The sequence below is a fragment of the Allobrachymonas wangyanguii genome, assembly GCF_045055315.1.
Classification (GTDB): Bacteria; Pseudomonadota; Gammaproteobacteria; order Burkholderiales; family Burkholderiaceae_C; genus Brachymonas; species Brachymonas wangyanguii.
In genome coordinates this window covers 1,173,157-1,199,486 of record NZ_CP173677.1, presented here as the reverse complement: position 1 = coordinate 1,199,486, position 26,330 = coordinate 1,173,157, and the positions used below count along the sequence as shown (strand labels likewise).

The window sequence follows — 26,330 nt, the reverse complement described above, 5'->3', positions numbered from 1 at the left end:
GTCGTCATCCTTCCTGCGTCACGCTGCGCAAGGTCGCCATCACTGGCCGTGACAGCAGGCCGCGCAGGCTCCACCAGCCGGCGGCCCAGGCCAGTGCGGCCCCCGCCAGCATGCCCACCGGCACGATCCACGGGATCGGCACCCAGGCAAAACCAAACACCTGCCGCGCCAGCAGCCAGGCCAGCGCCAACGCCACCACGCTGGCCAGCAGGCCAGCCAGTGCACCGGTACCGATCAGCTCGGTACTCTGGATGCGTGCCAGCAGGCCACGGCTGGCCCCCACGGCACGCATGATCGCCATGTCGCGCGCACGCTCCTCGCGTGAGGCACCGACCATGGCAAATAGCACCACCACGCCTGCCGCCAGGCCAAAGCCGAACAGCAGCTCCACCGCCCGGATCACCTGCGCCAGCACGCGTTGCAGCTGCTGGATCGTGCTGCTCATGTCGATCTGCGTGATGTTGGGAAAAGTCTGCAGCAGCCGTGTATCGAGGCTGGCCTGCCCCGCTACGGGCGCCGGGTTGCGGTAGGCGGTGATCCAGGTCACCGCCACCTCATCGCCCAGCGAAGCCTGCGGGAACATGGCAAAGAAGTTCACGTGCATCGAAGCCCAGTCCACCTCGCGTACCGAGCTAATGCGGGCCTCGCGCAGCACGCCCCCCATGTCGAACTGCAGCCGGTCGCCCAGTTGCAGCTGCAGCGTTTCCATGATGCCCTGCTCCATGCTGATGCCATCGGCCGCACCGGCCTGCCATTGGCCGGCGACGATCGGGGTGTGCGTCGGCGGCTCGGCGCTGTAGCTCAAGTTAAATTCTCGATCGACCAGCCGACGTGCTCGGTCCTCGGTAAAGTTGTCCGGACTGACCGGCTGGCCATTGATGGCCACCAGCCGGCCGCGCACCATCGGGTACCAGTCAAACTGGGTTACGCCGCCGTCCAGCAGCGTCTGGCGGAAGGCCTCGGCCTGGTCCGGCATGATGTTGATGACAAAACGGTTGGGCGCATCGGCCGGTGTCACCTGCTGCCAGCCATCGACCAGATCGGTACGCACCAGTACCAGCAACAGCAGCGACAGCAGCCCCAACGCCAGACTGCTGATCTGGATCACCGCGCGCCATGGCCGCACCGTGATCTGGCGCAGCGCCATCGCCAGCCAGCGCGGCAAGCGTTCTCCGGTCGCGGAATGCAGGACGCGGCGCAGCGCCCACAACACCAGCCAGCCCAGTGCGGCAAACAGCAGCACCGCCACGCCAAAGCCGGCCACGGCGATCATGCCCAGCGTCCGATCGCTGCTGCTGGCCAGCAGCAGCAGCGCGAATCCGCCTACGCCCAGCAATACCGTCAGCAGCGATGCCGGCTTGAGCTGCCCGGCCTCGCGCCGGATCACGCGCAGTGGCGGCGTACCGGCCAGCTGCAGCACCGGCGGCAGGCCAAAGGCCAGCAACAAGGTCAACCCCACACCCAGGCCGAGCGCCAGCGGTTGCCAGCCAGCGGCCGGCAAGGTCGTCTTGACCAGCCCGGCCAGCAGGCTGGCAAAAGCCAGGTGCACCAGATAGCCCAGCAACAGCCCCAGCACACTGCCGAGCACACCCAGCAGCACGAATTCCATCGTATAGGCAGCCGCCATGGTGCGCTGGCGTACGCCGAGCACACGCAAGATGGCGCAATCGTCCAGATGGCGCGCGGCAAAGGCACGCGCGGCCAGCGCCACGGCCACGGCACTCAGCAACGCTGCCAGCAGCGCCACCAGATTCAGGAAGTTGCCGGCACGGTCCAGCGTCTTCTGCAACTGCGGGTTGCCGCCATCCTGGTCCAGTGTGCGCACCTCAATGCCGCGCCTGTCCGGCTGCTTCAGCTGCAGCTCGGCCCATTGCACATACGCCTGTACCGCCGCCTCCGGCCCGGCCAGCGGCAGCCGGTAGCGGATCCGGCTGGCCGGCTGCACCAGTTCTGTGGCCGCCAGATCAGCCATCGGAATCATCACGCGCGGGGCAAAACTGACCAGGCTGTTGCCCTGGTCCGGCTCCAGCGTCAGTACCCGGCTCAGGCGGAAGGCGCTCTCGCCCAGCATCAGCGTATCGCCGGGGCGCAGGCCGAGCGCATCGAACAGCGCCGGTTCGGCCCAGGCTTCGCCGGCGGCCGGACCTTGCGCCAGACCGTGATCCGGCATGCCGTTCTGCCAGGCCGGATCCTCGCTCACGCGCAGCTGACCGATCAGCGGGTACCCCTGATCCACCGCCTTGAGTGATACCAGCCGCGCCGCCATGCCCTGCTCTGGCGCTACGCGCGCCATGGTCGGGAAAGTCAGGGTCTGCGCATGGCGCAAGCCCAGCGCCTCGGCCTGCTCGATGAAAGCCGCCGGAATCGCATGGTCGGCACTGACCACCACATCGCCGCCCAGCAGCTGCGCCGCATCACGCTGTAGCGCCCGATCCAGCCGGTCTGAAAAGAAGGCGACTGCCGTCAGCGCCGCCACCGCCAGCAGCACCGCCAGCACCAGCATGCCAAGCTCGCCCGAGCGCACATCGCGCCACAGGTTGCGCCAGCCTAGCTGCCAGAACGGCATGCGCCGCACGCTGCTCATGCCAGGCGCAGACGCTGGCCGCCGCGCCAGACGGCGCCCGGCTGCAGCTCCACCTCGTCATCGATCTGCGCTGCTTCGACGCAGACAAAATGGCGGTAGTCATTAGCTGGCAGATCGGCCAGCGTGGCGCACAAGGCTGCGCCGGGATTCCAGACCACGCTTTGCTGCATACTGTCCGGCTGTTCCAGCCACAGCTGGCGACCCGGCTCGATCAACTGCACCTGCGGCAGGCGCGGATAGACGCGATCGGTTTCGCCGCTGAACGTGATGTCGCCCTGCTGCTGCAGAAACTCCGGATCGGCACCGGCCACCGCATCCCAGTAGCGCAGGCCATCGGCACCGCGGATGCGCAAGGCAGCAATGTCGTCCACCGCCAGATAGCTGTGCAAGGCGGTGGTAAAGCGGAAGGGCTGATCACCCGTGTTGCGCGCCTGCAGCGTCAGCGCCAGCGCACCGGGCAGCAGCTGCACCTCCAGCTCCAGCGCAAAGGGATGGTGCCAGACGGTCTGACCTTGCGCATCATGCAACAGTTGCGCCGGCACATCGTCCAGCGCCAGCTGCAGCACGGCACAGTCGGCCTGCTGCGACTGTACGCGCCAGCGTGACAGCCGGGCAAAGCCATGCTTGGGCAGCGGCCCGCGCCGGTTGAACTGCGGCCAGCACACCGGCACGCCACCGCGGATGGCGGCACTGCCATCACGCACGGCTTGCGGGCTCAGGTAAAAGCGTTCCAGCCCATCCGGCGTGCTCCAGGACAGCAGCTGGCCACCGAACAGCGACAGCGTGGCACGGGCCCCGTCCGGGGCCTGCAGCTGCAACAGATCGGCGCTGTCTGTCACGCGCTCAGCCTTGCTGCTGGCCCAGCTCGTCAGCGCGATCCTGGGCTGCGGCAAAATCCAGATCGCCGCTGTAGATGGCACGGCCGGCAATCACGCCGACCACGCCTTCGTCCTCGACCGCGCACAGCTGCTCGATGTCAGCCATGTTGGACAGGCCGCCGGAAGCGATCACCGGGATGCTGCTGGCCTGCGACAGGCGCACCGTGGCCTCGATATTCACGCCGCTCAGCATGCCGTCACGGCCGATATCGGTGTAGATGATGCTTTCCACACCCAGGTCTTCGTATTTCTTCGCCAGCGTGGTGACTTCGTGGCCGGTCAGCTTGCTCCAGCCGTCGGTCGCGACCTTGCCGTCCTTGGCATCCAGGCCAACGATGATGTGGCCGCCAAACGCGCTGCAGGCATCGGCCAGGAAGCCGGGGTTCTTCACCGCGGCCGTGCCGATGATGACATAACGCATGCCGGCATCGATGTACTGCTCGATGGTGTCCAGGTCACGGATACCGCCACCCAGCTGCACTGGGATCTCGCCGTCGATTTCCTGCAGGATTTCCTTCACCACGCCCAGGTTCTTGGGCTTGCCGGCAAAGGCACCGTTCAGGTCCACCAGGTGCAGGCGGCGGGCCCCCTGCTCCAGCCAGTGCAGCGCCTGTTCTACCGGATCGGTGTTGAAGGTCGTGACACGGTTCATGTCGCCCTGTTGCAGGCGAACGCATTGGCCGTCTTTGAGGTCGATGGCGGGAATCAGCAGCATGGTGGTTCTCGGAAAAACACGAACGGGAAAGGAAGGAAAAAAGCAGAAGCCGTCATCAGCCGATGTCAGGGCTTCCAGTAGAGAAAGTTGCGGTACAGCGCCAGGCCGGCAGCGGCACTCTTTTCCGGGTGGAACTGGGTGGCGAACAGGTTGTCGCGCGCCACAGCCGCGGTAAAGCGGCCGCCATAATCGGCCTCACCCACTGAGTGTTCAGACTGTGCCGGATCGGCATAGTAGCTGTGCAGGAAATAGAACCAGGTCTGGTCGGCAATGCCATTCCAGAGCGGATGCGGTCGCGTGATGTGCAGCTGATTCCAGCCCATTTGCGGCACCTTGAAGCGGCTGCCGTCGGGCTGGGTCTTGCCCTCCAGCCGGAAGCGGCGTACCTCGCCCGGAATCAGGCCCAGGCTGGCGGTATCGCCTTCCTCGCTGTGCTGCAATAGCATCTGCATGCCGACGCAAACGCCAAAAAAGGGCTTGCTGGCCGCCGCCTCGAGCAGGGCCTCCATCATGCCGCTGTCACGCAGGTGCTGCATGCAGTCGCGCATGGCGCCCTGCCCGGGCAGGATCACGCGCTCGGCCGCGCGGATCTGCTCCGGCTGCTGCGCAATGACCACGTCAAGACCGGCTTCTGCGCCGTGCAGCACGGCCTGCTGTACCGAGCGCAGGTTGCCCATGCCGTAATCGACAATCGCGACCGAGGGTCTGTGCATCAAAGGCTGCCTTTGGTAGAAGGAATCATGCCGGCAGCACGGTCATCGTGCTCCAGCGCCATGCGCAGCGCGCGGCCAAAGGCCTTGAATACGGTTTCGCACTGGTGGTGCGCGTTGATGCCGCGCAGGTTGTCGATATGCAGCGTGGCGCCGGCATGGTTGACAAAGCCCTGGAAGAATTCGTACACCAGCTGCGTATCCAGCTGGCCGATCATGGCAGCGGTAAACGGCACCTCGAACGTCATGCCGGGGCGGCCGGACAGGTCGATCACGACGCGGCTCAGCGCCTCGTCCAGCGGCACATAGGCATGGCCGTAGCGACGCAGGCCACGCTTGTCACCCACGGCACGCGCTACCGCCTGGCCAAAGGTGATGCCGATATCTTCCACCGTGTGGTGGCCGTCGATGTGCAAGTCGCCCTGGCAGCGGACGTCCATGTCGATCAGGCCATGGCGGGCAATCTGCTCCAGCATGTGATCCAGAAAGCCGATACCGCTTTCCAGCCGTGACACGCCGGTGCCGTCCAGATTGATGGACACGGTAATATCGGTTTCTGCGGTCTTGCGGCTGACCTCTGCGGTGCGCGCCGGCAGCGCTTGTGTGCTACTCATGACAACTCTCGAAAAGTGACCGGCAGCCAGACCGCCGGTACACGACAACATCACGGCCTGCAGGCGTGCAGCCGGTATCCGGGCATTGTAGAAACCCTTTGCCAGCCGATGGCGCCAGGACACGCAGATCGTGTCCCGTTGATGCACCTTCGCAACGTTGCAGACCCCTCCGGGAAAGACTCCGATTGTCGCATCTTCCCGGGGCAATCGGCCGCTCCGGCAGCGATACCCGCGCAGACTGCTAACATTCGTGTTTTAGCCTCTTTCCGGAAGCCCCGCATGAACCGCTACTGGAGCGCCATCGTCCACGCGCTGACTCCTTACGTCCCCGGCGAACAGCCCAAGCTGGAACGCCTGATCAAGCTCAACACCAACGAAAATCCCTACGGCCCGTCGCCGCGCGCGCTGGAAGCCATGCGCGCCGCCACCAGCGACAGCCTGCGCCTGTACTCGGACCCAAACGCCGACCAGCTGCGCCAGACGCTGGCGCGCCGCCACGGCCTGCAGCCGGAACAGGTGTTTGTCGGCAACGGCTCGGACGAGGTGCTGGCGCATGCCTTCATGGCGCTGCTCAAGCATGACGATCCACTCTGGTACCCGGACATCACCTACAGCTTCTACCCGACCTACTGCAAGCTCTACGGCATCGACCACGAACTGATCCCACTGGACGAGCAGTTCGGCATCCGCGTGCAGGACTACCTGCCGCAAGCTGATCGTCGCGCCGGCGCCATCATCTTCGCCAACCCGAACGCCCCGACCGGCCGCCCCTTGAGCCTGGACGAGGTCGAGCAGATCGTCGCCGGCAACCCGCAGGCGGTGGTGCTGGTCGATGAGGCCTATGTCGATTTCGGCGCCAGCAGTGCCGTAGCGCTGGTGGACAAATACCCCAACCTGCTGGTGGTGCATACCTTCTCCAAGAGCCGCTCGCTGGCCGGCATGCGCATCGGTTTTGCCATGGGCCACGCCGGCCTGATCGAGGCGCTGGAGCGTGTCAAGAACAGCTTCAACTCCTACCCGCTGGACCGGCTGGCGCTGGCCGGTGCCGTCGCCTCGCTCGAGGATGAGGACTATTTCCAGCAGACATGCCGCCAGGTCATCGCCACGCGCGAGCAGCTCGTGACCGAACTGCAACAGCTCGGTTTCGAGGTACTGCCGTCGGCCGCCAACTTCGTGTTTGCGCGTCACCCGCAGCATGCAGGTGCGGCCCTGGCGCAGGCCCTGCGCGATCGCTCCATCATCGTGCGCCATTTCGCCAAGCCGCGCATCGATGCCTTCCTGCGCATCTCCATCGGTACCGATGCCGAATGCCAGCAGCTGGTGGCCGCGCTGACGGAGATCCTGCAAGCCTGAAACGCCTGCAACATCTTCACACAACCGTCATGATCGGGCTCTACAGTGCTGGATGGCTGCCTGCACACCGACGCAGGCCCGAGACAACAACATCGCCCCTTCAAGGAACCTGATCATGACTCTCATGTCCCGCACCGCGGCCGCCGTCCTGGCCACTGCCTCCATCGCCCTGCTGGGTGCCTGCGCTACCGACGCCAAGAAGCCGGCAGCACCCCAGGCGGCCGCCAAGCCCGCCGAAAAGAAGAGCGGCATCCTGGCCGAACTCGCCCCGACCACGGCTGACAGCAGCGCCAAGGGCAAACTGAAGTTCGAACAGAAGGAAGGCGCCGTCCTGATCACCGGCAGCATCAGCGGCCTGAAGCCGAACGCCTGGCACGCTTTCCACGTGCACCAGAATGGTTCCTGCGCTGACGCCGGCAACGCGGCTGGCGGCCACTTCAACCCGACCAAGCAGCCGCACGGCATGCACGGCGCCGGCAACCACCACGTGGGTGACCTGCCGGCCCTGCGTTCCGACTCCAAGGGCGTGGCCCTGGTTGACGTCACCAGCGAAACCGTGGCCCTGAGCGGTGCCAACAGCGTGATCGGCAAGGCCGTGATCGTGCACGCCGATGACGACGACTACACGGCACAGCCCACCGGCAACGCCGGTGCGCGCATCAGCTGCGGCATCGTCACCGACTACAAGTGATGGCCTGAAGGCTGACTGCCGGTCCAGGCCGGCAGCCAGCATGCAAAACGGGAGCCTGCGGGCTCCCGTTGTCGTTACTGCGTCAGGCGCGCTCAGTCCTTCAGGCGCATCTCGGCGGCGCGTGCGTGGGCCTGCAGCCCTTCGCCATGGGCCAGCACGCTGGCGATGCGGCCCAGTACCTGCGCGCCCTGCTCGCTCACCTCGATCAGGCTACTGCGCTTCTGGAAATCGTAGACGCCCAGCGGCGAGCTGAAACGCGCGGTTCCGCTGGTCGGCAGCACGTGGTTCGGACCGGCGCAATAGTCACCCAGGCTCTCGCTGGTGTAGGCGCCGAGGAAGATCGCGCCAGCGTGCTTGAGCAGCGGCTCCCAGCGGTGCGGATCGTTGCTGCTGACTTCCAGGTGCTCGGGCGCAATGCGGTTGCTGATGGCACAAGCCTCTTCCATGCTGGCGGTGTGGATCAGCGCACCACGGCCATTCAGGCTCTTGGCGATGATCTCCGCGCGCGGCATCTCCGGCAGCAGGCGGTCGATCGCCTCCTGTACCGCATCGATGTAGGCCGCATCCGGGCACAGCAGGATCGATTGCGCCAGTTCGTCATGCTCGGCCTGGCTGAACAGGTCCATCGCCACCCAGTCGGCCGGCGTGCTGCCATCGGCCAGCACCAGGATTTCGCTTGGGCCGGCAATCATGTCGATGCCGACGGTGCCAAACACGCGGCGCTTGGCGCTAGCCACATAGGCATTGCCCGGTCCGGTGATCTTGTCCACCTGGGGAATCGTTGCCGTGCCATAGGCCAGCGCCGCCACCGCCTGCGCACCACCAATGGTGAAAGCGCGGCTGACACCGGCCACATGAGCGGCGGCCAACACCAGCGGATTCTTTTCGCCGCCCGGCGTCGGAACCACCATGATGATGTCCTGCACGCCAGCCACATGCGCCGGGATCGCGTTCATCAGCACGGAAGACGGATAGGCCGCCTTGCCGCCCGGCACATAGATGCCGACACGGTCCAGCGGCGTGACCTTCTGGCCCAGCAGCGTGCCATCGGCATCGCGGTAGGTCCAGCTTTCGCCATTCGCGCGCTTCTGCGCCTCGTGGTAGCTGCGCACGCGCGCGGCGGCATCCTGCAGCGCGCTGCGCTGGTCTTCGGGCAGGCTGTCGAAGGCGGCCTTGAGTTCGGCCTGGTTCAGCTCCAGCGCCGCCATGCTGTCCACCGGCAGCTGGTCAAAGCGTGCGGTGTACTCGATCACGGCGGCATCGCCCCGCTGCTGCACGTCGGCCAGGATATCGGCCACGCGCTGCTCGATGGCGGCATCGGTATCGGCGCTCCAGTGCAGGCGTGCCTGGAAGGCGCTCTCGAAATCAGGCTGGGAAGTGGACAGACGCAGGGGGGTGGCTTTCAGGGTAGTCATGCGATTACTGTAAGCGAAATGGCCCGCGTGGTCACGCGGGCCGCTGGCATGGGCAGGATAGGAAAAAGCGATGGCACGGATCAGGCCGCGCCACCGGCATCAGGCCGCAGCCGGTTCGGCAATGGCCGCGGCAAAGGTATCGATCAGGCGGCGGATCGGCTCCTGCTGCAGCTTGAGCGAAGCCTGGTTCACCACCAGGCGCGAGCTGATCGGCATGATGTGCTCGACCTCGACCAGCTTGTTGGCCTTGAGCGTGCCGCCCGTGGACACCAGGTCCACGATGGCATCGGCCATGCCGATCAGCGGGGCCAGTTCCATGCTGCCGTAGAGCTTGATGATGTCCACGTGCACGCCCTTCTCGGCGAAGAACTCGCGCGCGATGTTGACGTACTTGGTCGCCACACGCAGGCGCGCGCCCTGTTTCACCTTGCCGGCGTAGTCAAAGCCCTCCGGCACCGCCACACTCATGCGGCAGCGCGCAATCTGCAGGTCCAGCGGCTGGAACAGGCTCGTCTGGCCCCATTCGGCGCAATGCTCGATCAGGGTGTCCTTGCCCACCACGCCCAGGTCGGCACCGCCGTACTGCACATAGGTCGGCACGTCGGTGGCGCGTACCAGCACCACCTGCATATCCGGCTGGTTGGTCGGCAGGATCAGCTTGCGCGAGCTTTCCGGGCTTTCCAGCACCTCGATGCCGGCCGCCGCCAGCAGCGGCAGGGTCTCGTCGAAAATACGCCCCTTGGACAGCGCCAGCGTGATCATCCGGCCACCCGTTCGATGTCGGCACCGAGCGCGCGCAGCTTGACTTCCATCTGGTCGTAGCCACGGTCCAGGTGGTAGATGCGGTCCACGGTGGTTTCGCCTTCGGCCACCAGGCCGGCAATCACCAGGCCGGCAGAGGCACGCAGGTCGGTCGCCATCACGGTCGCACCGGACAGGCGCTCCACGCCTTCCACCATGGCATTCTTGCCATCGATGGTGATGTTGGCACCCAGGCGCGACAGCTCGCTCACGTGCATGAAGCGGTTCTCGAAAATCGTTTCGGTGACCAGGCTGCTGCCCTGGCTCACGGCGTTCAGGGCCATGAACTGCGCCTGCATGTCGGTCGGGAAGCCCGGATATTCGGTGGTACGGAAACTCTGTGCCTTCAAGTGCTGCCAGGCCGGGCCGGCGGCGCGCACACGGATGCCATTGCCTTCGCTCGTGATCTCGACGCCGGCTTCACGCAACTTGTCGACCACCACGTCCAGATGCTCGGCACGGCCATGTTCCAGCAGCACATCGCCACCAGTGGCAGCCACGGCGCACAGGAAGGTGCCGCACTCGATACGGTCGGCTACCACGGCATGCTCGCAGCCGTGCAGCTTGTCCACGCCCTCGATCACGATGCGGCTGGTGCCATGGCCGCTGATTTTCGCGCCCATCTTGATCAGCATCTCGGCCAGATCGGGAATTTCCGGTTCCTGCGCGGCGTTTTCCAGCACCGTGGTGCCTTCGGCCAGCGTGGCCGCCATCAGGAAGTTCTCGGTACCGGTCACCGTAATCATGTCGGTGGTGATGCTGGCACCCTTGAGGCTCTTCTGGCCGGCCGGCAGGCTGGCCTCGATATAGCCGTGTTCGACACGGATCTCGGCACCCATGGCCTGCAGGCCCTTGATGTGCTGCTCCACCGGGCGTGCGCCAATCGCGCAGCCGCCCGGCAGCGAGACACGCGCATGGCCGGTACGCGCCAGCAGCGGACCCAGCGCCAGCACCGAAGCGCGCATGGTCTTGACCAGCTCGTACGGCGCTTCGGAGTTGACCGGGTCGGCGGCCTGGAAGCTCATGCCGCCACGCTCGCCGTGGGTCTGGATCTGGACACCCATGTTTTCCAGCAGGCGGCGCATGGTGGCGACGTCGCGCAGGCGCGGCACATTGTGCAGGCGCACCGGTTCGCTGGTCAGCAGCGTGGCACACATTTCGGGCAGTGCGGCGTTCTTGGCGCCGGAGATGGCAATCGTCCCGTTGAGGGACTTGCCGCCACGGATCAGGAGTTTGTCCATGTGGAAATTCTGTGAGGAGAAAAAGGAATCGGCCGGAAGGAAATCAGGCCTCAGACAGCTGCGCCCACTCGGCCGGCGTCATGGTCTTCATGGAGAGCGCATGCACCTCGTCGGTCTGGATACGCTCGCCCAGGGCAGCATACACCAGCTGGTGGCGCGCGATCAGGCGCTTGCCCTCGAACACCGGGGACACGATCACGGCAAACCAGTGGCGACCATCGCCCTCGACTTCGAGGTGGTCACACGGCAGGCCGGCGGCAAGAAGGGAACGCAGTTCGTCAGCAGTCATCATGGTGTCTAGGATATCAGGTACGCAGCTTGTAACCCGTCCTGAGCAGATACATGCACAAGGCAGACACCAGCAGCAGCACGCTGCCGGCGATGCCCAGGCTCAGCCAGGGGGAGACGTCGCTCACGCCAAAAAAGCCGTAGCGGAAGCCGTCAATCATGTAGAAGAACGGATTCAGGTGGCTCAGGAATTGCCAGAAGGCTGGCAGCGAATGGATCGAGTAGAACACGCCGGCCAGAAAGGTCATCGGCATCACGATGAAGTTCTGGAACACCGCCATCTGGTCGAACTTGTCGGCCCACAGGCCGGCCAGCAGGCCCAGCGTTCCCATCAGGCCACTGCCCATCACGGCAAAGACCAGGATCCAGACGATGGAAGCGGCTTGCGGCGGCGCATAGATCAGCGTCACCAGATAGACACCCAGCCCCACCAGCAGGCCGCGGAACAGTGCCGCGCCCACGTAGGCGATGAACCAGTGCCAGGCATGCATCGGCGTCATCAGCACGAACACCAGGTTTCCCATGATCTTGCTCTGCACCAGGCTGGAAGCACTGTTGGCAAAGGCGTTCTGCAGCATGCTCATCATCACCAGGCCGGGCACCAGAAAGGCCACGTAGCTCACGCCCGGATAGACCTGCACGCGATCACTCAGCACATGGCCGAAGATCATCAGGTAGAGCACCGCGGTCAGCACCGGGGCTGCAATCGTCTGGAAGCCGACGCGCCAGAAGCGCAGCACTTCCTTGTACAACAACATCTTCCAGCCGTCGTTCGGGGCCTGCACGGCCTCCAGGCCGGCAAAACCGCCCTTGCGGATCTGATCGCCACTCATGCGCGCACCTCCCCGCCCTTGCCCTGCATCAGGGTAAGGAATACGTCTTCCAGATCCGCCTTGCGGATCTCGATGTCTTCCACGCGCACGCCGGCGGTGCGCATGGCACCCAGGTAGTGCTCGATCTCGTCCGGCGACTGCGCCGGCAGCTCGACCATGCGGCCAGTGACGCGGGCCTTGGCGGCCACGGCTGGCGGCAGCGGCGAGTCAGTCTTGAAGTGCAGCACGCTGGCACTGGCGCCTGCCAGCAGCGTGCTGGTCTTTTCCAGCGCCAGCAGCTTGCCCTGCTTCAGCATGGCAATGCGATGGCACAGTGCCTCGGCTTCTTCCAGGTAGTGCGTGGTCAGCAGCACGGTATGGCCCTGGCGGTTCAGCTCGGAGACAAACTTCCACAGCGTCTGGCGCAGCTCGACGTCGACACCGGCGGTGGGCTCATCCAGCACGATGACCGGCGGCTTGTGCACCAGCGCCTGCGCCACCAGCACGCGGCGCTTCATGCCGCCCGAGAGCTGGCGCATGTTCGACTGTGCCTTGTCGGCCAGCCCCAGGCTGTGCAGCAGTTCGTCGATCCAGGCATCGTTGTTGCGCATGCCGAAATAGCCGGACTGGAAACGCAGCGCCTCGCGCACCGTGAAAAAGGGGTCGAACACCAGTTCCTGCGGCACGATGCCAAGGTGGCGTCGCGCCTCGATATAGTTGGCGCGCACATCATGGCCGTGCACCCGGATGGTGCCCTTGCTGGCATGGGCCAGCCCGGCCAGGATGGAAATCAGTGTGGTCTTGCCCGCGCCGTTCGGACCCAGCAGGCCGAAGAATTCGCCGTGCTGGATATCGAAGCTGACGTTGTCGAGCGCATGCACAGCCGGCGCGTTGCCGCGTCGCGGATAGGTCTTGGTAAGGGATTGGATGGATATGGCAGACATGAACCCGCTATTCTAGCTTTCCCTTACATTTCCTGCCACGACCGGGGCACTTGGTCCGCCCCGGGCGCAGTCAGGCAAGATCAGCTGCTGTGCGACACCTTGATGGTGGGGAACTTGTGGCTGTAGTCCTTGCCACGCGCGGCGATCAGGCAGCCGACCTGGCGCGCAATGCTGCGGTAGATGCCGGCCGCCTCGCTGTCCGGTGCCGACACCACGGTCGGCTGGCCGCTGTCGGCCTGTTCTCGGATATGCATGGCCAGCGGCAGCGCGCCCAGATAGCGCATGCCCTGCTGCTCGGCCAGACGCTTGCCGCCTTCGTGGCCGAAGATGTGCTCGGTGTGGCCGCACTGGCTGCACACGTGCATGGCCATGTTTTCCACCACGCCCAGGATCGGCACGCCGACCTTCTGGAACATGTCGATGCCCTTCTTCACGTCGATCAAGGCAATGTCCTGCGGCGTCGTCACCATCACGGTGCCGGTGACCGGCACGCGCTGGCTCAGCGAGAGCTGGATATCACCGGTACCGGGCGGCATGTCTACCACCAGATAGTCGAGTTCGTCGTCCGGGCGGCCCCAGTTGGTCTGGTACAGCAGCTGGTCCAGCGCCTGCGAGGCCATCGGGCCGCGCCAGACCATGGCCTGGTCCTCGCCCACCAGAAAGCCGATCGACATCAGGCGCACGCCATGCGATTCCAGCGGCTCCATGCTCTTGTTGTCCAGCGATTGCGGGCGGCCGTGGACGCCCATCATGGTCGGTACGCTCGGGCCGTAGATGTCGGCATCGAGCAGGCCGACGCGTGCGCCTTCGGCGGCCAGCGCCAGCGCCAGGTTGGATGCCGTCGTGCTCTTGCCCACGCCCCCCTTGCCGGAAGCCACCGCCACCACGTTCTTCACGCCCTTGATCAGCTGCAGACCGGACTGCACCACATGGGCGATCACGCGCGTGCCGATGTCGACCTGCACCGTGCGCACATCGGGCAGCGCGGCGGCGGCCTGCTGCAGCTCGGCGCGGATACGCTCGTGCTGGCTGGCCGCCGGATAGCCCATTTCCAGCGTGAAGCTCAGCGAGCCGCCGGTCCAGACCAGGTTCTTGATCGTCTTCTCGGTTGCCAGCGGCTGGCCCAGTTCATCGGTCACGCCGGCCAGGGCCTGCAGCAGGGAAGCAGGAATCGTCATCGGAAATACCTCTTGCATGTGATGTCAGGAATGCCGGCAAGTGTAGCGAATGGCGAGTGTCCGTTGTCGGGCACGGTCTTGTCGCTGCACCGGAATGACAGCCGCCAGTAGAATGATGCTTTCTGCTGCAGTCCCGCACTGCCGGCAAGTCTTGTCATTACCCGATTTTCCCGTCCCATGTCGCGCAAACTGTTTGTCACCACCGCCCTGCCCTATGCCAATGGCACTTTCCACATCGGTCACATCATGGAGTACATCCAGGCCGATATCTGGGTGCGTTTCCAGCGCATGCAGGGCCACGATGTCCGCTTTGTCGGTGCCGACGATGCCCACGGCGCGCCCATCATGATCGCCGCCGAAAAGGCCGGCAAGACGCCGCAGCAGTTCGTGGCCGATATCGCCGCTGGCCGCAAGCAGTACCTGGATGGCTTCCACATCAGCCACGACCACTGGTACAGCACCGACAGCCCGGAAAACACCGAACTGGCGCAATCCATCTACCGTGACCTGAAGCAGTCCGGCCTGATCGAATCGCGCACCATCGAGCAGTTCTACGATCCCGACAAGGGCATGTTCCTGCCCGACCGCTTCATCAAGGGCGAATGCCCCAAGTGCCACGCCAAGGATCAGTACGGCGACAACTGCGAGGTCTGCGGCGCCGTCTACAGCCCGACCGAGCTGATCGAACCCTACTCCGCGCTGTCCGGTGCCAGACCCGAGCTGCGCCAGAGCGAGCACTTCTTCTTTACCCTGTCCGATCCGCGCGCCATCGAATTCCTGCAGCAGTGGACTGCCAGCACCAATGCTCGCGGCGTCCCGCACGTACAGCCCGAGGTGCTCAACAAGATCCGCGAATGGTTCCAGCCGGACGAATCCGGCAAGGCCCAGCTGGGCGACTGGGACATCTCGCGCGATGCGCCCTATTTCGGCATCGAGATTCCCGATGCGCCGGGCAAGTACTTCTACGTCTGGCTGGACGCGCCGGTCGGCTACCTGGCCAGCCTGAAGAACCTGCTGAGCCTGCAGGGTGTCGATTACGAAGGCTATGTCAACGATCCCGATCTGGAGCAGTACCACTTCATTGGCAAGGACATCATCACCTTCCACACCCTGTTCTGGCCGGCCATGCTGCACTTCAGCGGCCGCAAGACGCCCGATGCCATCTTCGTGCACGGCTTCCTGACCGTGAACAACGGCGAAAAGATGAGCAAAAGCCGCGGCACCGGCCTGGATCCGCTCAAGTACCTGAGCCTCAAGATGAACCCCGAGTGGCTGCGCTACTACCTCGCCGCCAAGCTCAACGGTCGCAACGAGGACATCGATTTCAACGCCGACGACTTCATGGCACGCGTCAACGCCGACCTGATCGGCAAGTTCGTCAACATCGCCTCGCGCTCGGCCGGCTTCCTGACCAAGCGCTTTGGCGGCAAGCTGGGCACGCTGGACGACCAGGGCAGCGCCCTGCTGGCCGAGCTGCAACAGGCCGGCAGCCACATCGCCAGCCTCTACGAAGGCCGCGACTTTGCCCGCGCCGTGCGCGAGATCATGGCGCTGGCCGACAAGGTCAACGTCTATGTCGACCAGCACAAGCCCTGGGAACTGGCCAAGCAGGAAGGCCAGGAGCTGCGCCTGCACCAGGTCTGCACGCTGTGCATCGAGGCCTTCCGCGTGCTCACCATCTACCTCAAGCCGATCCTGCCACAGCTGGCGGCCCAGGTCGCGCACCTGCTGATCCTGCCGCCAGAAAACTTTGCCGATGCCGCCCGCGCGCTCGGCGAAGGCCACCAGATGGACGAATTCAGGCACCTGATGCAGCGCGTCGATGCCAAGCAGCTCGACGCCCTGTTCGAACCGCCGGCGGATGCAGCAGCAGCCAAGGCACCCGAAAAGAAAGCCGGCAAGAAGGCAGCCGCTCCCGTGGTCGATCCCAACGCGCCCGGTGGCGAGCCACTGGCCCCAGTGATCGGCATCGAGGACTTTGCCAAGGTGGATCTGCGCATCGCCAAAATCCTGGAGTGCAAGGCGGTTGAAGGCTCGACCAAGCTGCTGCAACTCACGCTCGATGCCGGCGAAAAGGACGAGCACGGCCAGCCGAAGACACGCAATGTGTTCAGCGGCATCGCCAGCATGTACCAACCCGAACAACTTGCCGGCAAGCTCACCGTGCTGGTCGCCAACCTGGCTCCGCGCAAGATGAAGTTTGGCATCAGCGAAGGCATGGTGCTGGCCGCCAGCCATGCCGACGAGGCCGCCCAGCCCGGCATCTACGTGCTGGAGCCATTCCCGGGCGCACAGCCGGGCATGCGCATCCACTGACGGCCCGCACGCCGGACGACTGGGTACCACCATGCAGCTGCCTTCCTCGATCCTGATCTTCCGGCCCAGCATCCTGCGCGCGCTGCGCGGCTACAACCGCCAGCGTCTGGTACACGACACCACGGCCGGCATCACCGTCGGCCTGATGACACTGCCGGTGGCGCTGGCCTTTGCCATTGCCAGCGGCCTGCCACCGGGCACCGGACTGATCACCGCCATCATGGCCGGCTTCCTGATCGCGCTGTTCAGCGGCTGCCGCATCCAGATCGGCGGGCCGTCCAGCGCCTTCATCGTGATCGTCTACGGCATCGTCGAACGCTACGGCATTCCCAACCTGCTGATCGCCACCATGATGTCCGGCATCATGCTGTTCCTGATGGGGCTGTTCCGGCTCGGCACGCTGATCCGCTTCATTCCGGTGGCGGTGGTGATCGGCTTTACCAACGGCATTGCAGCGCTGATCATCCTGTCGCAGCTGCGCGATTTCCTCGGCCTCAGCATCGAGAAGATGCCGAGCGGCTTCTTCGGCATTGTGTCGACGCTCTGGACGCACCTGCACACGGTCAACTACTACGCACTCGGACTGGCGCTGGTCACCTCGCTGGTACTGTTGGGCTGGCAGCGCCTGATGCCGGCCTCCGGGCCAGACCAGCCGAACGTGCGCGGCAAGCTGAACATCATCCCCGGCACCATCATCGCCCTGATCATCGGCAGTCTGGCAACCACTGTCTTGCAACTGCCGGTCGAGACCATCGGCTCGCGTTTTGGCGGCATTCCCGCCGATTTCCCGGGCATGACGCTGCCCGCCATGGACTGGGAAACCACGCGCTTCCTGTTCATGCCGGCGCTGACCCTGGCCATCCTGTGTGCCATCGAATCGCTGCTGTGCGCGCGCGTCGCCGACAACCTGCTCGACGAGCGCCACAACCCGAACCAGGAGCTGATGGCGCAAGGCACGGCCAACGTCATCACGCCGCTGTTTGGCGGCATGCCGGCAGCCGGCACGATTTCACGCACCTACACCAACTTCCGCAGTGGTGCCACCAGCCCGATTGCCGGCATGGTGCACGCGCTGGCGCTGTTGCTGATCGTGCTGCTGGCAGCCCCGCTGGCCGCCAACATCCCGCTGCCGACACTGGCCGCGATCATGATGTTCACCGCCTTCAACATCGGCCAGTGGCGCGAGTTCTCGCGTCTGCGCAGCTACCGCATGCCCTACCGCATCACGCTGCTGGCAGTATTCCTGCTGACCGTGGTGTTCGACCTGACGGTGGCGGTCGAGGTCGGCCTGGTTGCTACCTGCCTGACCTTCATCTACCGCATTTCCAGCCTGACCTATGCCGACACGGTAGAACCCGGCCAATACAGCGACATCCCGCGCTGGAACCCCGGCGACATGCAGGTACGCCAGCTGCACGGCGCACTGTTCTTCGGTGCCGTCAAGCTGATCCAGGATCTGGAAAAGCAGCTGCCACGCCGTGTCGTCGTGCTGGACCTGGATGGCGTGATCTACCTCGACAGTTCAGGTGCCGAAGAACTGCTGCACCTGGCCAAGATCTGCCACAACCGTGGCATCACGCTGATCCTGTGTGGCATCAAGCGCCAGCCCCAGGACATGGTGCAGCGCGTGCAACTGCTGCAACGCCATGGCGTACGCCATGCCGACCGGCTGCAGGACGCGCTACGTGAAGCCACTGCCATGCTGCCGGCCTCGGCCCTGAAGCATGCAGATACCGGGCCCGCTGCTGACCCGATACCGGTCTGAACCGCCAGACTCGGCTGATCAGGACTTGTCCGGGCTGTGCGGATCCATCGGGTCGTCGGTGATGGTGGTTGACAGCACGCGCAAATCGCGGTCAAAGGTCACGACAAACTGGTTGCTCAGCGCATTACCTTCGCGGAAGCGCCAGATATACACGGTCTCGCCCTTGATCGGATAAGTCGTCTGCTTCGCCGGCTTGCCCAGCATGCGGCGCACATCCTCCATCATCATGCCGGGCTGCACCTTCTCGAAGTTGACGCGCGTCAGCACCTGGCGCAGCGCCGTCACCTTGCCATCCGGGCCAATGCTGATCATGTAGTTGACCACGCCCTGCGGCTGGCGGTTGTATTCCAGGATGCGTTCACCCTCCGCGCCATCCCAGACGTTTTCCGGCTGGCCCCATTTGGCATAGACCTCGTTCTCGGTGGTAAAGCCTTCTTCGGTGGTGGTGATGCGCTCGTTGTCACAACCCTGCAGCAACAGCACGCTGCACAAGGTAGCAGCCGCGGCACCCAGCCACCAGCCACGGGAAGAACGGAACGGGAAACGCATGTCAATCACTCCTTCAGATGGGCTCAGCGCCCGATGGCCCGCAATCGCTGCGGGAAACGGTAAAATACAGGACATTGCGCCTGGTTGCGCGTCTCATTTTCTCTGGATTGTCGCATCATGTATCTGTTCCGCCGCCCTGATTACCGCTCCGAGGCTACCGAATTCATCAATGCCCTGAAAAAGCAGAATCCCGAGCTGGAGGCGCAACAGCGCCATGGCCGCTCCCTGCTGTGGGATCGTGAGCAGGATCCGGAAGTCCGTGCCCAGTACGAGGCCGGCCGCGTGGCGCAAAAGCCCTACGTCTACGGCACCAATCCCGACTGATCCCCCAGGACGGCCCTGCCGTCTGCCGCTGGCGTGAGTACCCCGCTGTCCAACGCGGGTCAGGTATCGCTTGACCCCGAACTGCAGCTGCCCGATGTGGTCGACCACATCGCCGTGGCACGGCTGTATGGCGAACCGCTGTTTTCCGTCCCGCAGGATCTCTACATCCCGCCCGATGCGCTCGAGGTCTTTCTCGAAGCCTTCGAGGGCCCGCTGGACCTGCTGCTCTACCTGATCCGCAAGCAGAACTTCAACATCCTCGATATTCCGATGGCCGCCGTGACGCGCCAATACCTGGAATATGTCGATGAAATCCGCAGCCGCAACCTGGAGCTGGCCGCCGAATACCTGCTGATGGCGGCCATGCTGATCGAGATCAAGTCGCGCATGCTGCTGCCGCCACGCAAGACCGCCGACGGCGAAGAAGCTGAAGACCCGCGCGCCGAACTGGTGCGCCGCCTGCAGGAATATGAGCGCATCAAGCTGGCCGCGGCGCAGCTCGCTACCGTGCCGCAAGCCGGCCGCGACTTCTTCCGTGCCCATGGCCATATCGAGCAATCGCTGCAGCCGCGCTTTCCCGACGTGCACCTGGACGATTTGCGCCAGGCCTGGGCCGATATCCTCAAGCGCGCCCGGCTGGTACAGCACCACCGCATAGGCCGCGAACAGCTCAGTGTGCGCGAGCACATGAGCCTGGTGCTCAAGCAATTGCAGGGTCGACGCTTCCTGGAGTTTGGCGAACTGTTCGACCCTTCACTCGGCGTACCGGTGCTGGTCGTCACCTTTGTCGCCCTGCTCGAACTGGCCAAGGAAGGCCTGGTCGACATCAACCAGGGCGAAGCCTTTGCGCCGATCTACGTGCGCCTGGCCTTTACCCCAAGCTGATATTTCCCGCCGCCGGCCTTATTCGTGCTCGGTCTTGGCATCGCGCTCCATCAGGAAGCGCGCCGCGCGTTCGGCGTTGATGCTGCCATCCAGCAGGCCCACCACGCAGCGCGTGATCGGCATGTCCACGCCCAGCGTCTGCGCACGCGCCAGCACGGTGCGCGCGCTGTAGGCACCTTCGGCCACATGGCCCAGGCTTTGCACCGCCTGCTCGGCACTCATGCCCTGCGCCAGCAGCAGGCCGACCTTGCGGTTGCGACTCAGCTCACCAGTGGCCGTCAGCACCAGGTCACCCATGCCGCTCAGGCCCATGAAAGTAGCCGGCTGCGCCCCCATTGCCACGCCCAGGCGCGTCATCTCGGCCAGGCCGCGTGTCAGCAAGGCGGCACGCGCATTCAGGCCGGGTACGGCCCGGCCCGGTGCCAGGGATTCGCGCAGTCCATCGAGCACGCCAGTGGCAATCGCCAGCACGTTCTTCACCGCACCGCCAACTTCCACGCCGACCCAGTCCTGGCTGCGGTAGACACGCAGCGTGCTGTTGTGCAGCGCTTCCACCACGCGTTCGCAGACTATTTCCTGCGGGCTTGCCACCACCAGCGCCGTGGCCTGCTGGTGCGCCACTTCCTGGGCAAAACTCGGGCCGCTCAGCACGCCGGCCTGCAGCTCCGGCGCCACTTCGGCCATCACTTCATGCGGCAGCAGGCCAAAATCTGCGCCCGGCTGCACCTGCTCGAAGCCCTTGCAGAGCCAGACCAGCGGCACCTGGCAGCCACGCAGCTGCTGCAGCTGTGCGCGCAAGGCCGCCGTCGGTGTCGCCACGATCACCAGATCATGCTGCTGCAACTCGGCAGCCGTGGCCTGGCCCGCGTGTACCCGGATCGCTTCCGGCAACGGAATGCCCGGCAGGTAGCGCACGTTCACGCCTTCGGTACGCATCGCCTCGGCATGCGCTGGCTGGCGCGTCCACAGATCGACGTGGTGGCCTTGTGCGGCACTGATGGCAACGGCGGTTCCCCACGCGCCCGCGCCCAGGACGGCAATCTTCATTCCTTTCTCCCGAAGCGCCGCCAAGCGCGACGCAGAAACAGTTCAGGGCGCCGCAGCGCCCCGAACAGCATGGAACACCGGCTTGCGCCGGTTGCCATTATTGCACTTGCGGCTGCTCGGCAGCCTCGGCCAGCTGGTGCTCGTACATGGCCTGGAAGTTGATCTCGGCCAGGTGCACGGGCGGGAAGCCGGCGCGCTGGATCAGGTCAGCCACGTTGCCACGCAGGTAGGGGTAGATGATCTGCGGGCAGGCCACGCCGAGCACGCCGCCCATCTGCTCTTCCGGCAGGTTGCGGATCTCGAAGATGCCGGCCTGACGCGCCTCGATCATGAACACGGTGCGGCTCTCGAGCTTGGTGTGCACGTTGGCGGTCACCACCACTTCGTAGATGCCGTCAGCGACCTGCTCACTGCCTACGCTGAGCTGGATGTCCACGCCAGGAGCCACCTGCTCCAGCAGGATGGCGGGCGAATTGGGCTGCTCCAGCGATGCTTCCTTCAGGTACATGCGCTGAATGCTGAATACGGGATCTTGGTTCTCGGTCTCTGCCATGGTCATCTGCCTTGCGGTTACGGTAAAAGAACATTATGGCAGCTGTTCGGGACAGTTCTGCCATGACGCGGCGCAGCCGGCATCAGCCCTGCAGCAGGGCTTCCAGCTTGCCTTCGCGGTCCAGCGCGACCAGGTCATCGCAGCCGCCGACATGGTGATCGCCGATATAGATCTGCGGCACGGTGCGGCGACCGGTGCGCTCGATCATCTGCTTGCGCAGTTCACGATCCTGGTCGATACGGATTTCGTTGAGTTCCGTCACGCCACGCTCGTCCAGCAGCATCTTGGCGCGGACGCAATACGGGCAATACGGGGTGGTGTAAATGGTGACAGCTTGCATCGGTCTTCTTGTTCTTGAAAAAGGGATAGCCGGCACATCAGGCCGGCCCATGGATCAGGCCTTGGCGACTTGCAGCGGCATGTTGGCGGCTTTCCAGCTGCGCATGCCACCGGCCACGTTATGGCACTCCTCGTAGCCCATCTTGCGCGCCACGGCTGCGGCACGGCCGGAGCGCATGCCGGTGGAGCAGATGAACAGCACCGGGGTCTTCTTGTTCTTGACCACCTGCGGCAGCTTGTCGGCTAGTTCGGCCAGCGCCACGTGCTTGGACTGGGCAATGCGTTCAGCACCGTATTCGGCGGCGTCACGCACATCGACCATGACGGCCTTTTCCCGGTTCATCTTCTGCACCGCATCGGCCACAGTCAGGCCAGCCTGGCCACCGCCACCATTCTTGACCTGCCAGATCAGCATGCCACCAGACATCAGCGCAACCAAGACCAGCATCCAGTTATTCAGCAAAAAATCCACGTAAAACCTCTTTTGGGAGTGAAACATGTCCAGAGGACAAGGATGATTCTAAAATAGTAGATTATCCCGTGCGTGACAACGCCCGGAAAAGTCCCTGTTCCCCCCTGTATTGTGAGCACTGACATGTACAAACTCGTCCTGATCCGCCACGGCGAATCTACCTGGAACCTCGAAAACCGTTTCACCGGCTGGACCGATGTCGACCTGACCGACACCGGCGTGCAGCAGGCCCAGCAGGCTGGCAAGCTGCTGCGTGAAAACGGCTACGATTTCGACCTGGCCTACACCAGCGTGCTCAAGCGCGCCATCCACACGCTGTGGCACTGCCTGGACGCGATGGATTGCCAGTGGCTGCCCACGATCAAGTCCTGGCGCCTGAACGAGCGCCACTACGGTGGCCTGCAGGGCCTGAACAAGGCCGAGACGGCGCAGAAATACGGTGATGAGCAGGTGCTGGTCTGGCGCCGCAGCTATGACACGCCGCCGCCGACGCTGGCTGCCGATGATCCGCGCAGCGAACGCGACGACCGCCGCTACGAAGGCATCGACGTGCCGCTGACCGAGTGCCTGAAGGACACCGTGGCGCGCGTGCTGCCGTTCTGGAACGAGTCCATCGCACCTGCCATCACCTCCGGCAAGCGTGTGGTCATCGCCGCCCACGGCAACTCGATCCGTGCCCTGATCAAGTACCTGGATGACATCTCCGAAACCGAGATCGTCGGCCTGAACATCCCCAACGGCATCCCGCTGGTGTACGAGCTGGACGAAAACCTCAAGCCGATCCGCCACTACTACCTCGGCGATGCCGCCGCTGCCGAAGCAGCCGCCAAGGCCGTGGCTGCCCAGGGCGCCAACAAGTAAACAGCCAAGCGCTGTGCTTCATGCCACCGGGCATGCCCGCCTGACGATGCGTTACAACTGTCGGTGCGTGCATGCCCTGTGGTTTTTAAGCAGCGTGTATAGTGGTGCGATTGACTGACAGCCTGCTGTCAGTCCTGCACGAAAGACATTTCCCCCACAGGAGAGGGCATACATGGGTTCCAAGTTGAAAGCGGCAGGCTGGGTTTCCGCCGGCATCCTGGCGGGTGCCATGGCTACCGTTTCGGTACAGTCGCTGGCGCGCGGCACGACTGATCCGTTGCCGCTTGAAGAGCTGCAGCAGCTGGCTGCCGTCTTCGGCATGGTCAAGAACAGCTATGTAGAGCCCGTGGACGACAAGAAGCTGATCACCGATGCCATTTCCGGCATGGTGTCCGGTCTGGATCCGCACTCCCAGTACTACGACAAGAAGGCCTACAAGGAATTCCGCGAAAGCACCTCCGGCAAGTTCGTCGGTGTCGGCATCGAGATCACGCAGGAAGACGGCCTGATCAAGGTCGTGTCCCCGATTGAAGGCTCCCCGGCCGACAAGGCCGGCATCCAGGCCGGCGACCTGATCACGCGCGTCGACGACAAGGCAGTACGCGGCATGTCGCTGAGCGATGCCGTCAAGCGCATGCGCGGCGAAGCCAACACCAAGGTCGTGCTGACTGTCTGGCGCAAGGCCGAAAGCCGCACCTTCCCGGTCACCATCACGCGTGCCGAGATCCGCACGCAATCGGTACGCAGCAAGATGATCGAGCCCGGCTATGGCTGGGTGCGCCTGACGCAGTTCCAGGAACGCACCGTGCCCGATTTCGTGCGCAAGGTGAACGAGCTCTACGCCGCAGACCCGAACCTCAAGGGCCTGGTGCTGGACCTGCGCAATGACCCGGGTGGCCTGCTTGATGCTGCCATCGCCATCTCGGCGGCCTTCCTGCCCGAAGGCAAGGTGATCGTCAGCACCAAGGGCCAGATCCCCGAAAGCAACCAGACCTATCGTGCCGTACCGCAGGACTATGTGCGCACGCTGACCGCCACGGATCCGCTGAAGGAACTGCCTGAAGCCCTGAAGAATGTGCCGCTGGTGGTACTCGTGAACGAAGGCTCGGCCTCGGCCAGCGAGATCGTGGCCGGCGCCCTGCAGGATTACAAGCGCGCCACCATCATGGGCAGCCAGACCTTTGGCAAGGGCTCGGTGCAGACCGTGCGCCCGCTCGGCCCCGATACCGGCCTGAAGATCACCACCGCACGCTACTACACGCCCACCGGCAAGGCGATCCAGGCCACCGGCATCGTGCCTGACGTGATGGTGGACGAAACCGCCGAAGGCACGCGTTACGCCGCCCTGCGCATGCGTGAAGCCGACTTGGATCACCACATCAGCAACGGCCAGTCCGGCGCTGACAAGCTCGACCCGGCGGCCGAAAAGGCGCGCGAGGAGGCGCGCGACGAAGCCCTGAAACAGCTCGAGGCCGACTCGAAGAAAAAGCCGGAAGAGCTGCGCCTGCCCGAGTACGGCAGCGAGAAGGATTTCCCGCTGATCCAGGCGCTGAACCAGCTCAAGGGCCAGCCGGTCCAGGTCAGCAAGACACAGAAGGTACGCGAGCCTGAAGAGAACAACGAGTCTCCCGGCAGCGACAGCGCCAAGCCCGCCAGCACGCCTGCCTCGCGCTGATTCCAGCCATGGATGACACCCAGCTGCTGCGCTATTCGCGCCATATCCTGCTGCCCGAAATCGACGTGGACGGGCAGCAGAAACTGCTGGACGCCCATGTGGTGATCATCGGTGCTGGCGGTCTCGGTTCGCCGGCAGCACTCTACCTGGCCAGCGCCGGCGTCGGCCGTATCACGCTGGTGGATCACGACACGGTCGACCTGACCAATCTGCAGCGCCAGATCGCCCATACCGAACAGCGTGTAGGCATGGAAAAGACGCTGTCGGTGCGCCAGGCCATGCAACAGGTCAACTCCACCATCGAGGTGCGTGCGCTGCACCAGCGTGCCGATGCCGCCCTGCTCAACGCGCTGGCAGCCGATGCCGATGTGGTGCTGGACTGCACCGACAACTTCGCCACACGCCAGCTGGTGAACCAGGCCTGCGTCGCCCAGGGGACGCATCTGGTCTGGGGCGCAGCCATCCGCTTCCAAGCACAGATGGGCGTGCGCGCCGCCCACGACGCCGTCAGCCCCTGCTATGCCTGCACCTTCGATCCGGCCCATCCGCCAGAGGAAGAACGCTGCGCCACCATGGGCGTGTTTGCACCGATTGTCGGCATCGTCGGCTGCATCGAGGCCGCCGAAGCCCTCAAGCTGCTGCTCGGTATCGACAGCGAGTTGCACCGCTCCATGCTGCTGCTGGACGCACTGCGCATGTCCTTCATGCCGATCGGCCTGCAACGCCGCCCGCATTGCCTGGTCTGTGGCACGGCGGCGTTACACGATGTCGGAATCGTCTGACACGTCCAGGGCCGCATTACTGGCATACTTTCATTTTTATAGAGGTGATCATGGTGACCGTGGACAACACTGTTGTCCGTTCTGATCCAACCACACCATGACCATCCCCATATTGCAGCAGTACCAACCCGAGATAGCCGTGGGACTCAAAATCTTCATCGTCGAAGACAATCCCGTCATTCGTGACAACCTGGTCGACACCCTGGAAGAGCTCGCCGCCGTAGAAACGGTCGGGGTAGCCGAAACCGAGCAGGAAGGCGTGAACTGGCTGAGCCAGCATCTGCCGGAGTGGGATGTCGCCATTGTCGACCTGTTCCTCAAGGAGGGCAGCGGCATCGGCGTGATCGAGGCCTGCAAGGACAGGCCGATCGACAAGAAGATGGTGGTGTTCAGCAACTACGCCAACGAGGACGTGCGCGAACGCTGCTTCCAGCTCGGTGTGGATCGCTTCTTTGACAAGTCGAGGGAAATCGACGCACTGATCGACTATTTTGTCGAGATCGCGAATTGAGCGCCGGCGCTGCGGCACGCGCAGCGC

General features: G+C 64.4%; 27 protein-coding genes. 10 read left to right on the top strand and 17 right to left on the bottom strand.

What is annotated here, in order from left to right; genetic code table 11:
- Window positions 1-4 precede the first annotated feature (4 nt).
- From ACI3EV_RS05805 to hisB, 5 genes are all read right to left on the bottom strand, one after another.
- Entirely contained in the window at window positions 5-2,584 is a 2,580-nt protein-coding gene (locus ACI3EV_RS05805; protein WP_337692101.1) for an FtsX-like permease family protein, read from the bottom strand.
- On the bottom strand, window positions 2,581-3,423 hold the full coding sequence (locus ACI3EV_RS05800) for a D-hexose-6-phosphate mutarotase (RefSeq protein ID WP_329771343.1): 843 nt from the start codon (window positions 3,421-3,423) through the stop codon (window positions 2,581-2,583). The genes ACI3EV_RS05805 and ACI3EV_RS05800 overlap by 4 nt, the downstream gene beginning before the upstream one ends.
- 4 nt (window positions 3,424-3,427) lie before the next feature.
- Window positions 3,428-4,177 (bottom strand): 1-(5-phosphoribosyl)-5-[(5-phosphoribosylamino)methylideneamino]imidazole-4-carboxamide isomerase, encoded by a 750-nt coding sequence (gene hisA, locus ACI3EV_RS05795; RefSeq protein WP_329771344.1) that lies wholly within the window; start codon window positions 4,175-4,177, stop codon window positions 3,428-3,430.
- 65 nt (window positions 4,178-4,242) lie between these two features.
- Window positions 4,243-4,890 carry an imidazole glycerol phosphate synthase subunit HisH gene (gene hisH / locus ACI3EV_RS05790; RefSeq protein ID WP_337692100.1) on the bottom strand — a complete coding sequence of 216 codons (648 nt, stop codon included), beginning with the start codon at window positions 4,888-4,890 and terminating at the stop codon, window positions 4,243-4,245.
- Window positions 4,890-5,501 (bottom strand): imidazoleglycerol-phosphate dehydratase HisB, encoded by a 612-nt coding sequence (hisB, locus tag ACI3EV_RS05785; protein ID WP_329771346.1) that lies wholly within the window; start codon window positions 5,499-5,501, stop codon window positions 4,890-4,892. The genes hisH and hisB overlap by 1 nt, the downstream gene beginning before the upstream one ends.
- A 279-nt stretch (window positions 5,502-5,780) precedes the next feature.
- Between hisB and hisC the strand changes: the two genes are divergently transcribed.
- Both hisC and ACI3EV_RS05775 read left to right on the top strand, forming a co-directional pair.
- Window positions 5,781-6,854 carry a histidinol-phosphate transaminase gene (hisC, locus tag ACI3EV_RS05780; protein WP_337692099.1) on the top strand — a complete coding sequence of 358 codons (1,074 nt, stop codon included), beginning with the start codon at window positions 5,781-5,783 and terminating at the stop codon, window positions 6,852-6,854.
- A gap of 115 nt (window positions 6,855-6,969) precedes the next feature.
- Complete coding sequence (locus ACI3EV_RS05775; protein ID WP_329771348.1) at window positions 6,970-7,545, top strand: superoxide dismutase family protein; 576 nt, start codon at window positions 6,970-6,972, stop codon at window positions 7,543-7,545.
- A 92-nt stretch (window positions 7,546-7,637) separates the two neighbouring features.
- Here ACI3EV_RS05775 and hisD read toward each other — a convergent pair whose 3' ends face one another.
- The 7 genes from hisD to apbC all read right to left on the bottom strand — a co-directional run bounded on the left by hisD (window position 7,638) and on the right by apbC (window position 14,224).
- Entirely contained in the window at window positions 7,638-8,960 is a 1,323-nt protein-coding gene (hisD, locus tag ACI3EV_RS05770; RefSeq protein WP_329771349.1) for a histidinol dehydrogenase, read from the bottom strand.
- Window positions 8,961-9,059: 99 nt separating this feature from the next.
- Entirely contained in the window at window positions 9,060-9,722 is a 663-nt protein-coding gene (gene hisG / locus ACI3EV_RS05765) for an ATP phosphoribosyltransferase (protein WP_329771350.1), read from the bottom strand.
- Complete coding sequence (gene murA, locus ACI3EV_RS05760) at window positions 9,719-11,002, bottom strand: UDP-N-acetylglucosamine 1-carboxyvinyltransferase (RefSeq protein WP_337692098.1); 1,284 nt, start codon at window positions 11,000-11,002, stop codon at window positions 9,719-9,721. The genes hisG and murA overlap by 4 nt, the downstream gene beginning before the upstream one ends.
- A 43-nt stretch (window positions 11,003-11,045) precedes the next feature.
- The gene (locus tag ACI3EV_RS05755) at window positions 11,046-11,291 is read right to left on the bottom strand and encodes a BolA family protein (RefSeq protein WP_329771428.1); all 246 of its coding nucleotides are present in this window, start codon (window positions 11,289-11,291) and stop codon (window positions 11,046-11,048) included.
- A gap of 16 nt (window positions 11,292-11,307) precedes the next feature.
- The gene (locus ACI3EV_RS05750; protein WP_329771429.1) at window positions 11,308-12,048 is read right to left on the bottom strand and encodes an ABC transporter permease; all 741 of its coding nucleotides are present in this window, start codon (window positions 12,046-12,048) and stop codon (window positions 11,308-11,310) included.
- 71 nt (window positions 12,049-12,119) lie between these two features.
- Window positions 12,120-13,046 (bottom strand): ABC transporter ATP-binding protein, encoded by a 927-nt coding sequence (locus ACI3EV_RS05745; protein WP_337692097.1) that lies wholly within the window; start codon window positions 13,044-13,046, stop codon window positions 12,120-12,122.
- 80 nt (window positions 13,047-13,126) lie between these two features.
- Window positions 13,127-14,224, bottom strand: a complete 1,098-nt coding sequence (apbC, locus tag ACI3EV_RS05740; RefSeq protein ID WP_337692113.1) for an iron-sulfur cluster carrier protein ApbC — start codon at window positions 14,222-14,224, stop codon at window positions 13,127-13,129.
- A 177-nt stretch (window positions 14,225-14,401) separates the two neighbouring features.
- On the opposite strand from apbC, the gene metG reads away from it, so the two are divergent.
- Window positions 14,402-16,540: a methionine--tRNA ligase gene (gene metG / locus ACI3EV_RS05735; protein WP_337692096.1), complete on the top strand. Its 2,139-nt coding sequence runs from the start codon at window positions 14,402-14,404 to the stop codon at window positions 16,538-16,540.
- A gap of 31 nt (window positions 16,541-16,571) precedes the next feature.
- On the top strand, window positions 16,572-18,305 hold the full coding sequence (locus tag ACI3EV_RS05730) for a SulP family inorganic anion transporter (protein WP_337692095.1): 1,734 nt from the start codon (window positions 16,572-16,574) through the stop codon (window positions 18,303-18,305).
- 18 nt (window positions 18,306-18,323) lie between these two features.
- Here ACI3EV_RS05730 and bamE read toward each other — a convergent pair whose 3' ends face one another.
- Window positions 18,324-18,854: an outer membrane protein assembly factor BamE gene (gene bamE, locus ACI3EV_RS05725; RefSeq protein WP_329771356.1), complete on the bottom strand. Its 531-nt coding sequence runs from the start codon at window positions 18,852-18,854 to the stop codon at window positions 18,324-18,326.
- A 117-nt stretch (window positions 18,855-18,971) separates the two neighbouring features.
- Here bamE and ACI3EV_RS05720 point away from each other — a divergent pair, with 117 nt between their 5' ends.
- Together ACI3EV_RS05720 and ACI3EV_RS05715 are read left to right on the top strand one after the other, a co-directional pair.
- Window positions 18,972-19,178, top strand: a complete 207-nt coding sequence (locus ACI3EV_RS05720; protein ID WP_329771357.1) for a DUF3460 family protein — start codon at window positions 18,972-18,974, stop codon at window positions 19,176-19,178.
- A gap of 33 nt (window positions 19,179-19,211) precedes the next feature.
- Entirely contained in the window at window positions 19,212-20,063 is an 852-nt protein-coding gene (locus ACI3EV_RS05715; protein WP_337692094.1) for a ScpA family protein, read from the top strand.
- An 18-nt stretch (window positions 20,064-20,081) separates the two neighbouring features.
- Here the strand turns inward: ACI3EV_RS05715 and ACI3EV_RS05710 are convergent, their stop codons facing one another.
- The 4 genes from ACI3EV_RS05710 to ACI3EV_RS05695 form a co-directional block, all read right to left on the bottom strand.
- Window positions 20,082-21,110 (bottom strand): NAD(P)H-dependent glycerol-3-phosphate dehydrogenase, encoded by a 1,029-nt coding sequence (locus tag ACI3EV_RS05710; protein ID WP_329771358.1) that lies wholly within the window; start codon window positions 21,108-21,110, stop codon window positions 20,082-20,084.
- Between the two features lie 97 nt (window positions 21,111-21,207).
- Window positions 21,208-21,663, bottom strand: a complete 456-nt coding sequence (gene secB / locus ACI3EV_RS05705) for a protein-export chaperone SecB (protein ID WP_329771359.1) — start codon at window positions 21,661-21,663, stop codon at window positions 21,208-21,210.
- 82 nt (window positions 21,664-21,745) lie between these two features.
- Window positions 21,746-22,003, bottom strand: a complete 258-nt coding sequence (gene grxC, locus ACI3EV_RS05700) for a glutaredoxin 3 (RefSeq protein ID WP_329771360.1) — start codon at window positions 22,001-22,003, stop codon at window positions 21,746-21,748.
- A 54-nt stretch (window positions 22,004-22,057) separates the two neighbouring features.
- The gene (locus ACI3EV_RS05695; protein WP_329771361.1) at window positions 22,058-22,450 is read right to left on the bottom strand and encodes a rhodanese-like domain-containing protein; all 393 of its coding nucleotides are present in this window, start codon (window positions 22,448-22,450) and stop codon (window positions 22,058-22,060) included.
- A 147-nt stretch (window positions 22,451-22,597) separates the two neighbouring features.
- Here ACI3EV_RS05695 and gpmA point away from each other — a divergent pair, with 147 nt between their 5' ends.
- From gpmA to ACI3EV_RS05675, 4 genes are all read left to right on the top strand, one after another.
- Entirely contained in the window at window positions 22,598-23,335 is a 738-nt protein-coding gene (gene gpmA / locus ACI3EV_RS05690; RefSeq protein ID WP_329771362.1) for a 2,3-diphosphoglycerate-dependent phosphoglycerate mutase, read from the top strand.
- Window positions 23,336-23,507: 172 nt separating this feature from the next.
- Window positions 23,508-25,010, top strand: coding sequence for a S41 family peptidase (locus ACI3EV_RS05685; RefSeq protein ID WP_329771363.1), 1,503 nt, complete (start codon window positions 23,508-23,510; stop codon window positions 25,008-25,010).
- Window positions 25,011-25,018: 8 nt separating this feature from the next.
- On the top strand, window positions 25,019-25,792 hold the full coding sequence (locus ACI3EV_RS05680; protein ID WP_337692093.1) for a HesA/MoeB/ThiF family protein: 774 nt from the start codon (window positions 25,019-25,021) through the stop codon (window positions 25,790-25,792).
- 97 nt (window positions 25,793-25,889) lie between these two features.
- Window positions 25,890-26,303, top strand: coding sequence for a response regulator transcription factor (locus tag ACI3EV_RS05675; protein WP_405198049.1), 414 nt, complete (start codon window positions 25,890-25,892; stop codon window positions 26,301-26,303).
- Window positions 26,304-26,330 lie beyond the last annotated feature (27 nt).

Coding starts and splice junctions, on each gene's coding strand:
- ACI3EV_RS05680 (WP_337692093.1), top strand. CDS start 25,019: ATGGATGACACCCAGCTGCTGCGCTATTCGCGCCATATCCTGCTGCCC.
- ACI3EV_RS05750 (WP_329771429.1), bottom strand. CDS start 12,048: ATGTTGTTGTACAAGGAAGTGCTGCGCTTCTGGCGCGTCGGCTTCCAG.
- ACI3EV_RS05775 (WP_329771348.1), top strand. CDS start 6,970: ATGACTCTCATGTCCCGCACCGCGGCCGCCGTCCTGGCCACTGCCTCC.
- ACI3EV_RS05720 (WP_329771357.1), top strand. CDS start 18,972: ATGTATCTGTTCCGCCGCCCTGATTACCGCTCCGAGGCTACCGAATTC.
- ACI3EV_RS05805 (WP_337692101.1), bottom strand. CDS start 2,584: ATGAGCAGCGTGCGGCGCATGCCGTTCTGGCAGCTAGGCTGGCGCAAC.
- ACI3EV_RS05755 (WP_329771428.1), bottom strand. CDS start 11,291: ATGACTGCTGACGAACTGCGTTCCCTTCTTGCCGCCGGCCTGCCGTGT.
- metG (WP_337692096.1), top strand. CDS start 14,402: ATGTCGCGCAAACTGTTTGTCACCACCGCCCTGCCCTATGCCAATGGC.
- ACI3EV_RS05695 (WP_329771361.1), bottom strand. CDS start 22,450: ATGCTGGTCTTGGTTGCGCTGATGTCTGGTGGCATGCTGATCTGGCAG.
- hisB (WP_329771346.1), bottom strand. CDS start 5,501: ATGAGTAGCACACAAGCGCTGCCGGCGCGCACCGCAGAGGTCAGCCGC.
- murA (WP_337692098.1), bottom strand. CDS start 11,002: ATGGACAAACTCCTGATCCGTGGCGGCAAGTCCCTCAACGGGACGATT.
- ACI3EV_RS05710 (WP_329771358.1), bottom strand. CDS start 21,110: ATGAAGATTGCCGTCCTGGGCGCGGGCGCGTGGGGAACCGCCGTTGCC.
- hisG (WP_329771350.1), bottom strand. CDS start 9,722: ATGATCACGCTGGCGCTGTCCAAGGGGCGTATTTTCGACGAGACCCTG.
- ACI3EV_RS05675 (WP_405198049.1), top strand. CDS start 25,890: ATGACCATCCCCATATTGCAGCAGTACCAACCCGAGATAGCCGTGGGA.
- secB (WP_329771359.1), bottom strand. CDS start 21,663: ATGGCAGAGACCGAGAACCAAGATCCCGTATTCAGCATTCAGCGCATG.
- hisH (WP_337692100.1), bottom strand. CDS start 4,890: ATGCACAGACCCTCGGTCGCGATTGTCGATTACGGCATGGGCAACCTG.
- ACI3EV_RS05745 (WP_337692097.1), bottom strand. CDS start 13,046: ATGTCTGCCATATCCATCCAATCCCTTACCAAGACCTATCCGCGACGC.
- hisC (WP_337692099.1), top strand. CDS start 5,781: ATGAACCGCTACTGGAGCGCCATCGTCCACGCGCTGACTCCTTACGTC.
- grxC (WP_329771360.1), bottom strand. CDS start 22,003: ATGCAAGCTGTCACCATTTACACCACCCCGTATTGCCCGTATTGCGTC.
- bamE (WP_329771356.1), bottom strand. CDS start 18,854: ATGCGTTTCCCGTTCCGTTCTTCCCGTGGCTGGTGGCTGGGTGCCGCG.
- ACI3EV_RS05685 (WP_329771363.1), top strand. CDS start 23,508: ATGGGTTCCAAGTTGAAAGCGGCAGGCTGGGTTTCCGCCGGCATCCTG.
- hisA (WP_329771344.1), bottom strand. CDS start 4,177: ATGCTGCTGATTCCCGCCATCGACCTCAAAGACGGCCAATGCGTTCGC.
- gpmA (WP_329771362.1), top strand. CDS start 22,598: ATGTACAAACTCGTCCTGATCCGCCACGGCGAATCTACCTGGAACCTC.
- ACI3EV_RS05730 (WP_337692095.1), top strand. CDS start 16,572: ATGCAGCTGCCTTCCTCGATCCTGATCTTCCGGCCCAGCATCCTGCGC.
- apbC (WP_337692113.1), bottom strand. CDS start 14,224: ATGACGATTCCTGCTTCCCTGCTGCAGGCCCTGGCCGGCGTGACCGAT.
- hisD (WP_329771349.1), bottom strand. CDS start 8,960: ATGACTACCCTGAAAGCCACCCCCCTGCGTCTGTCCACTTCCCAGCCT.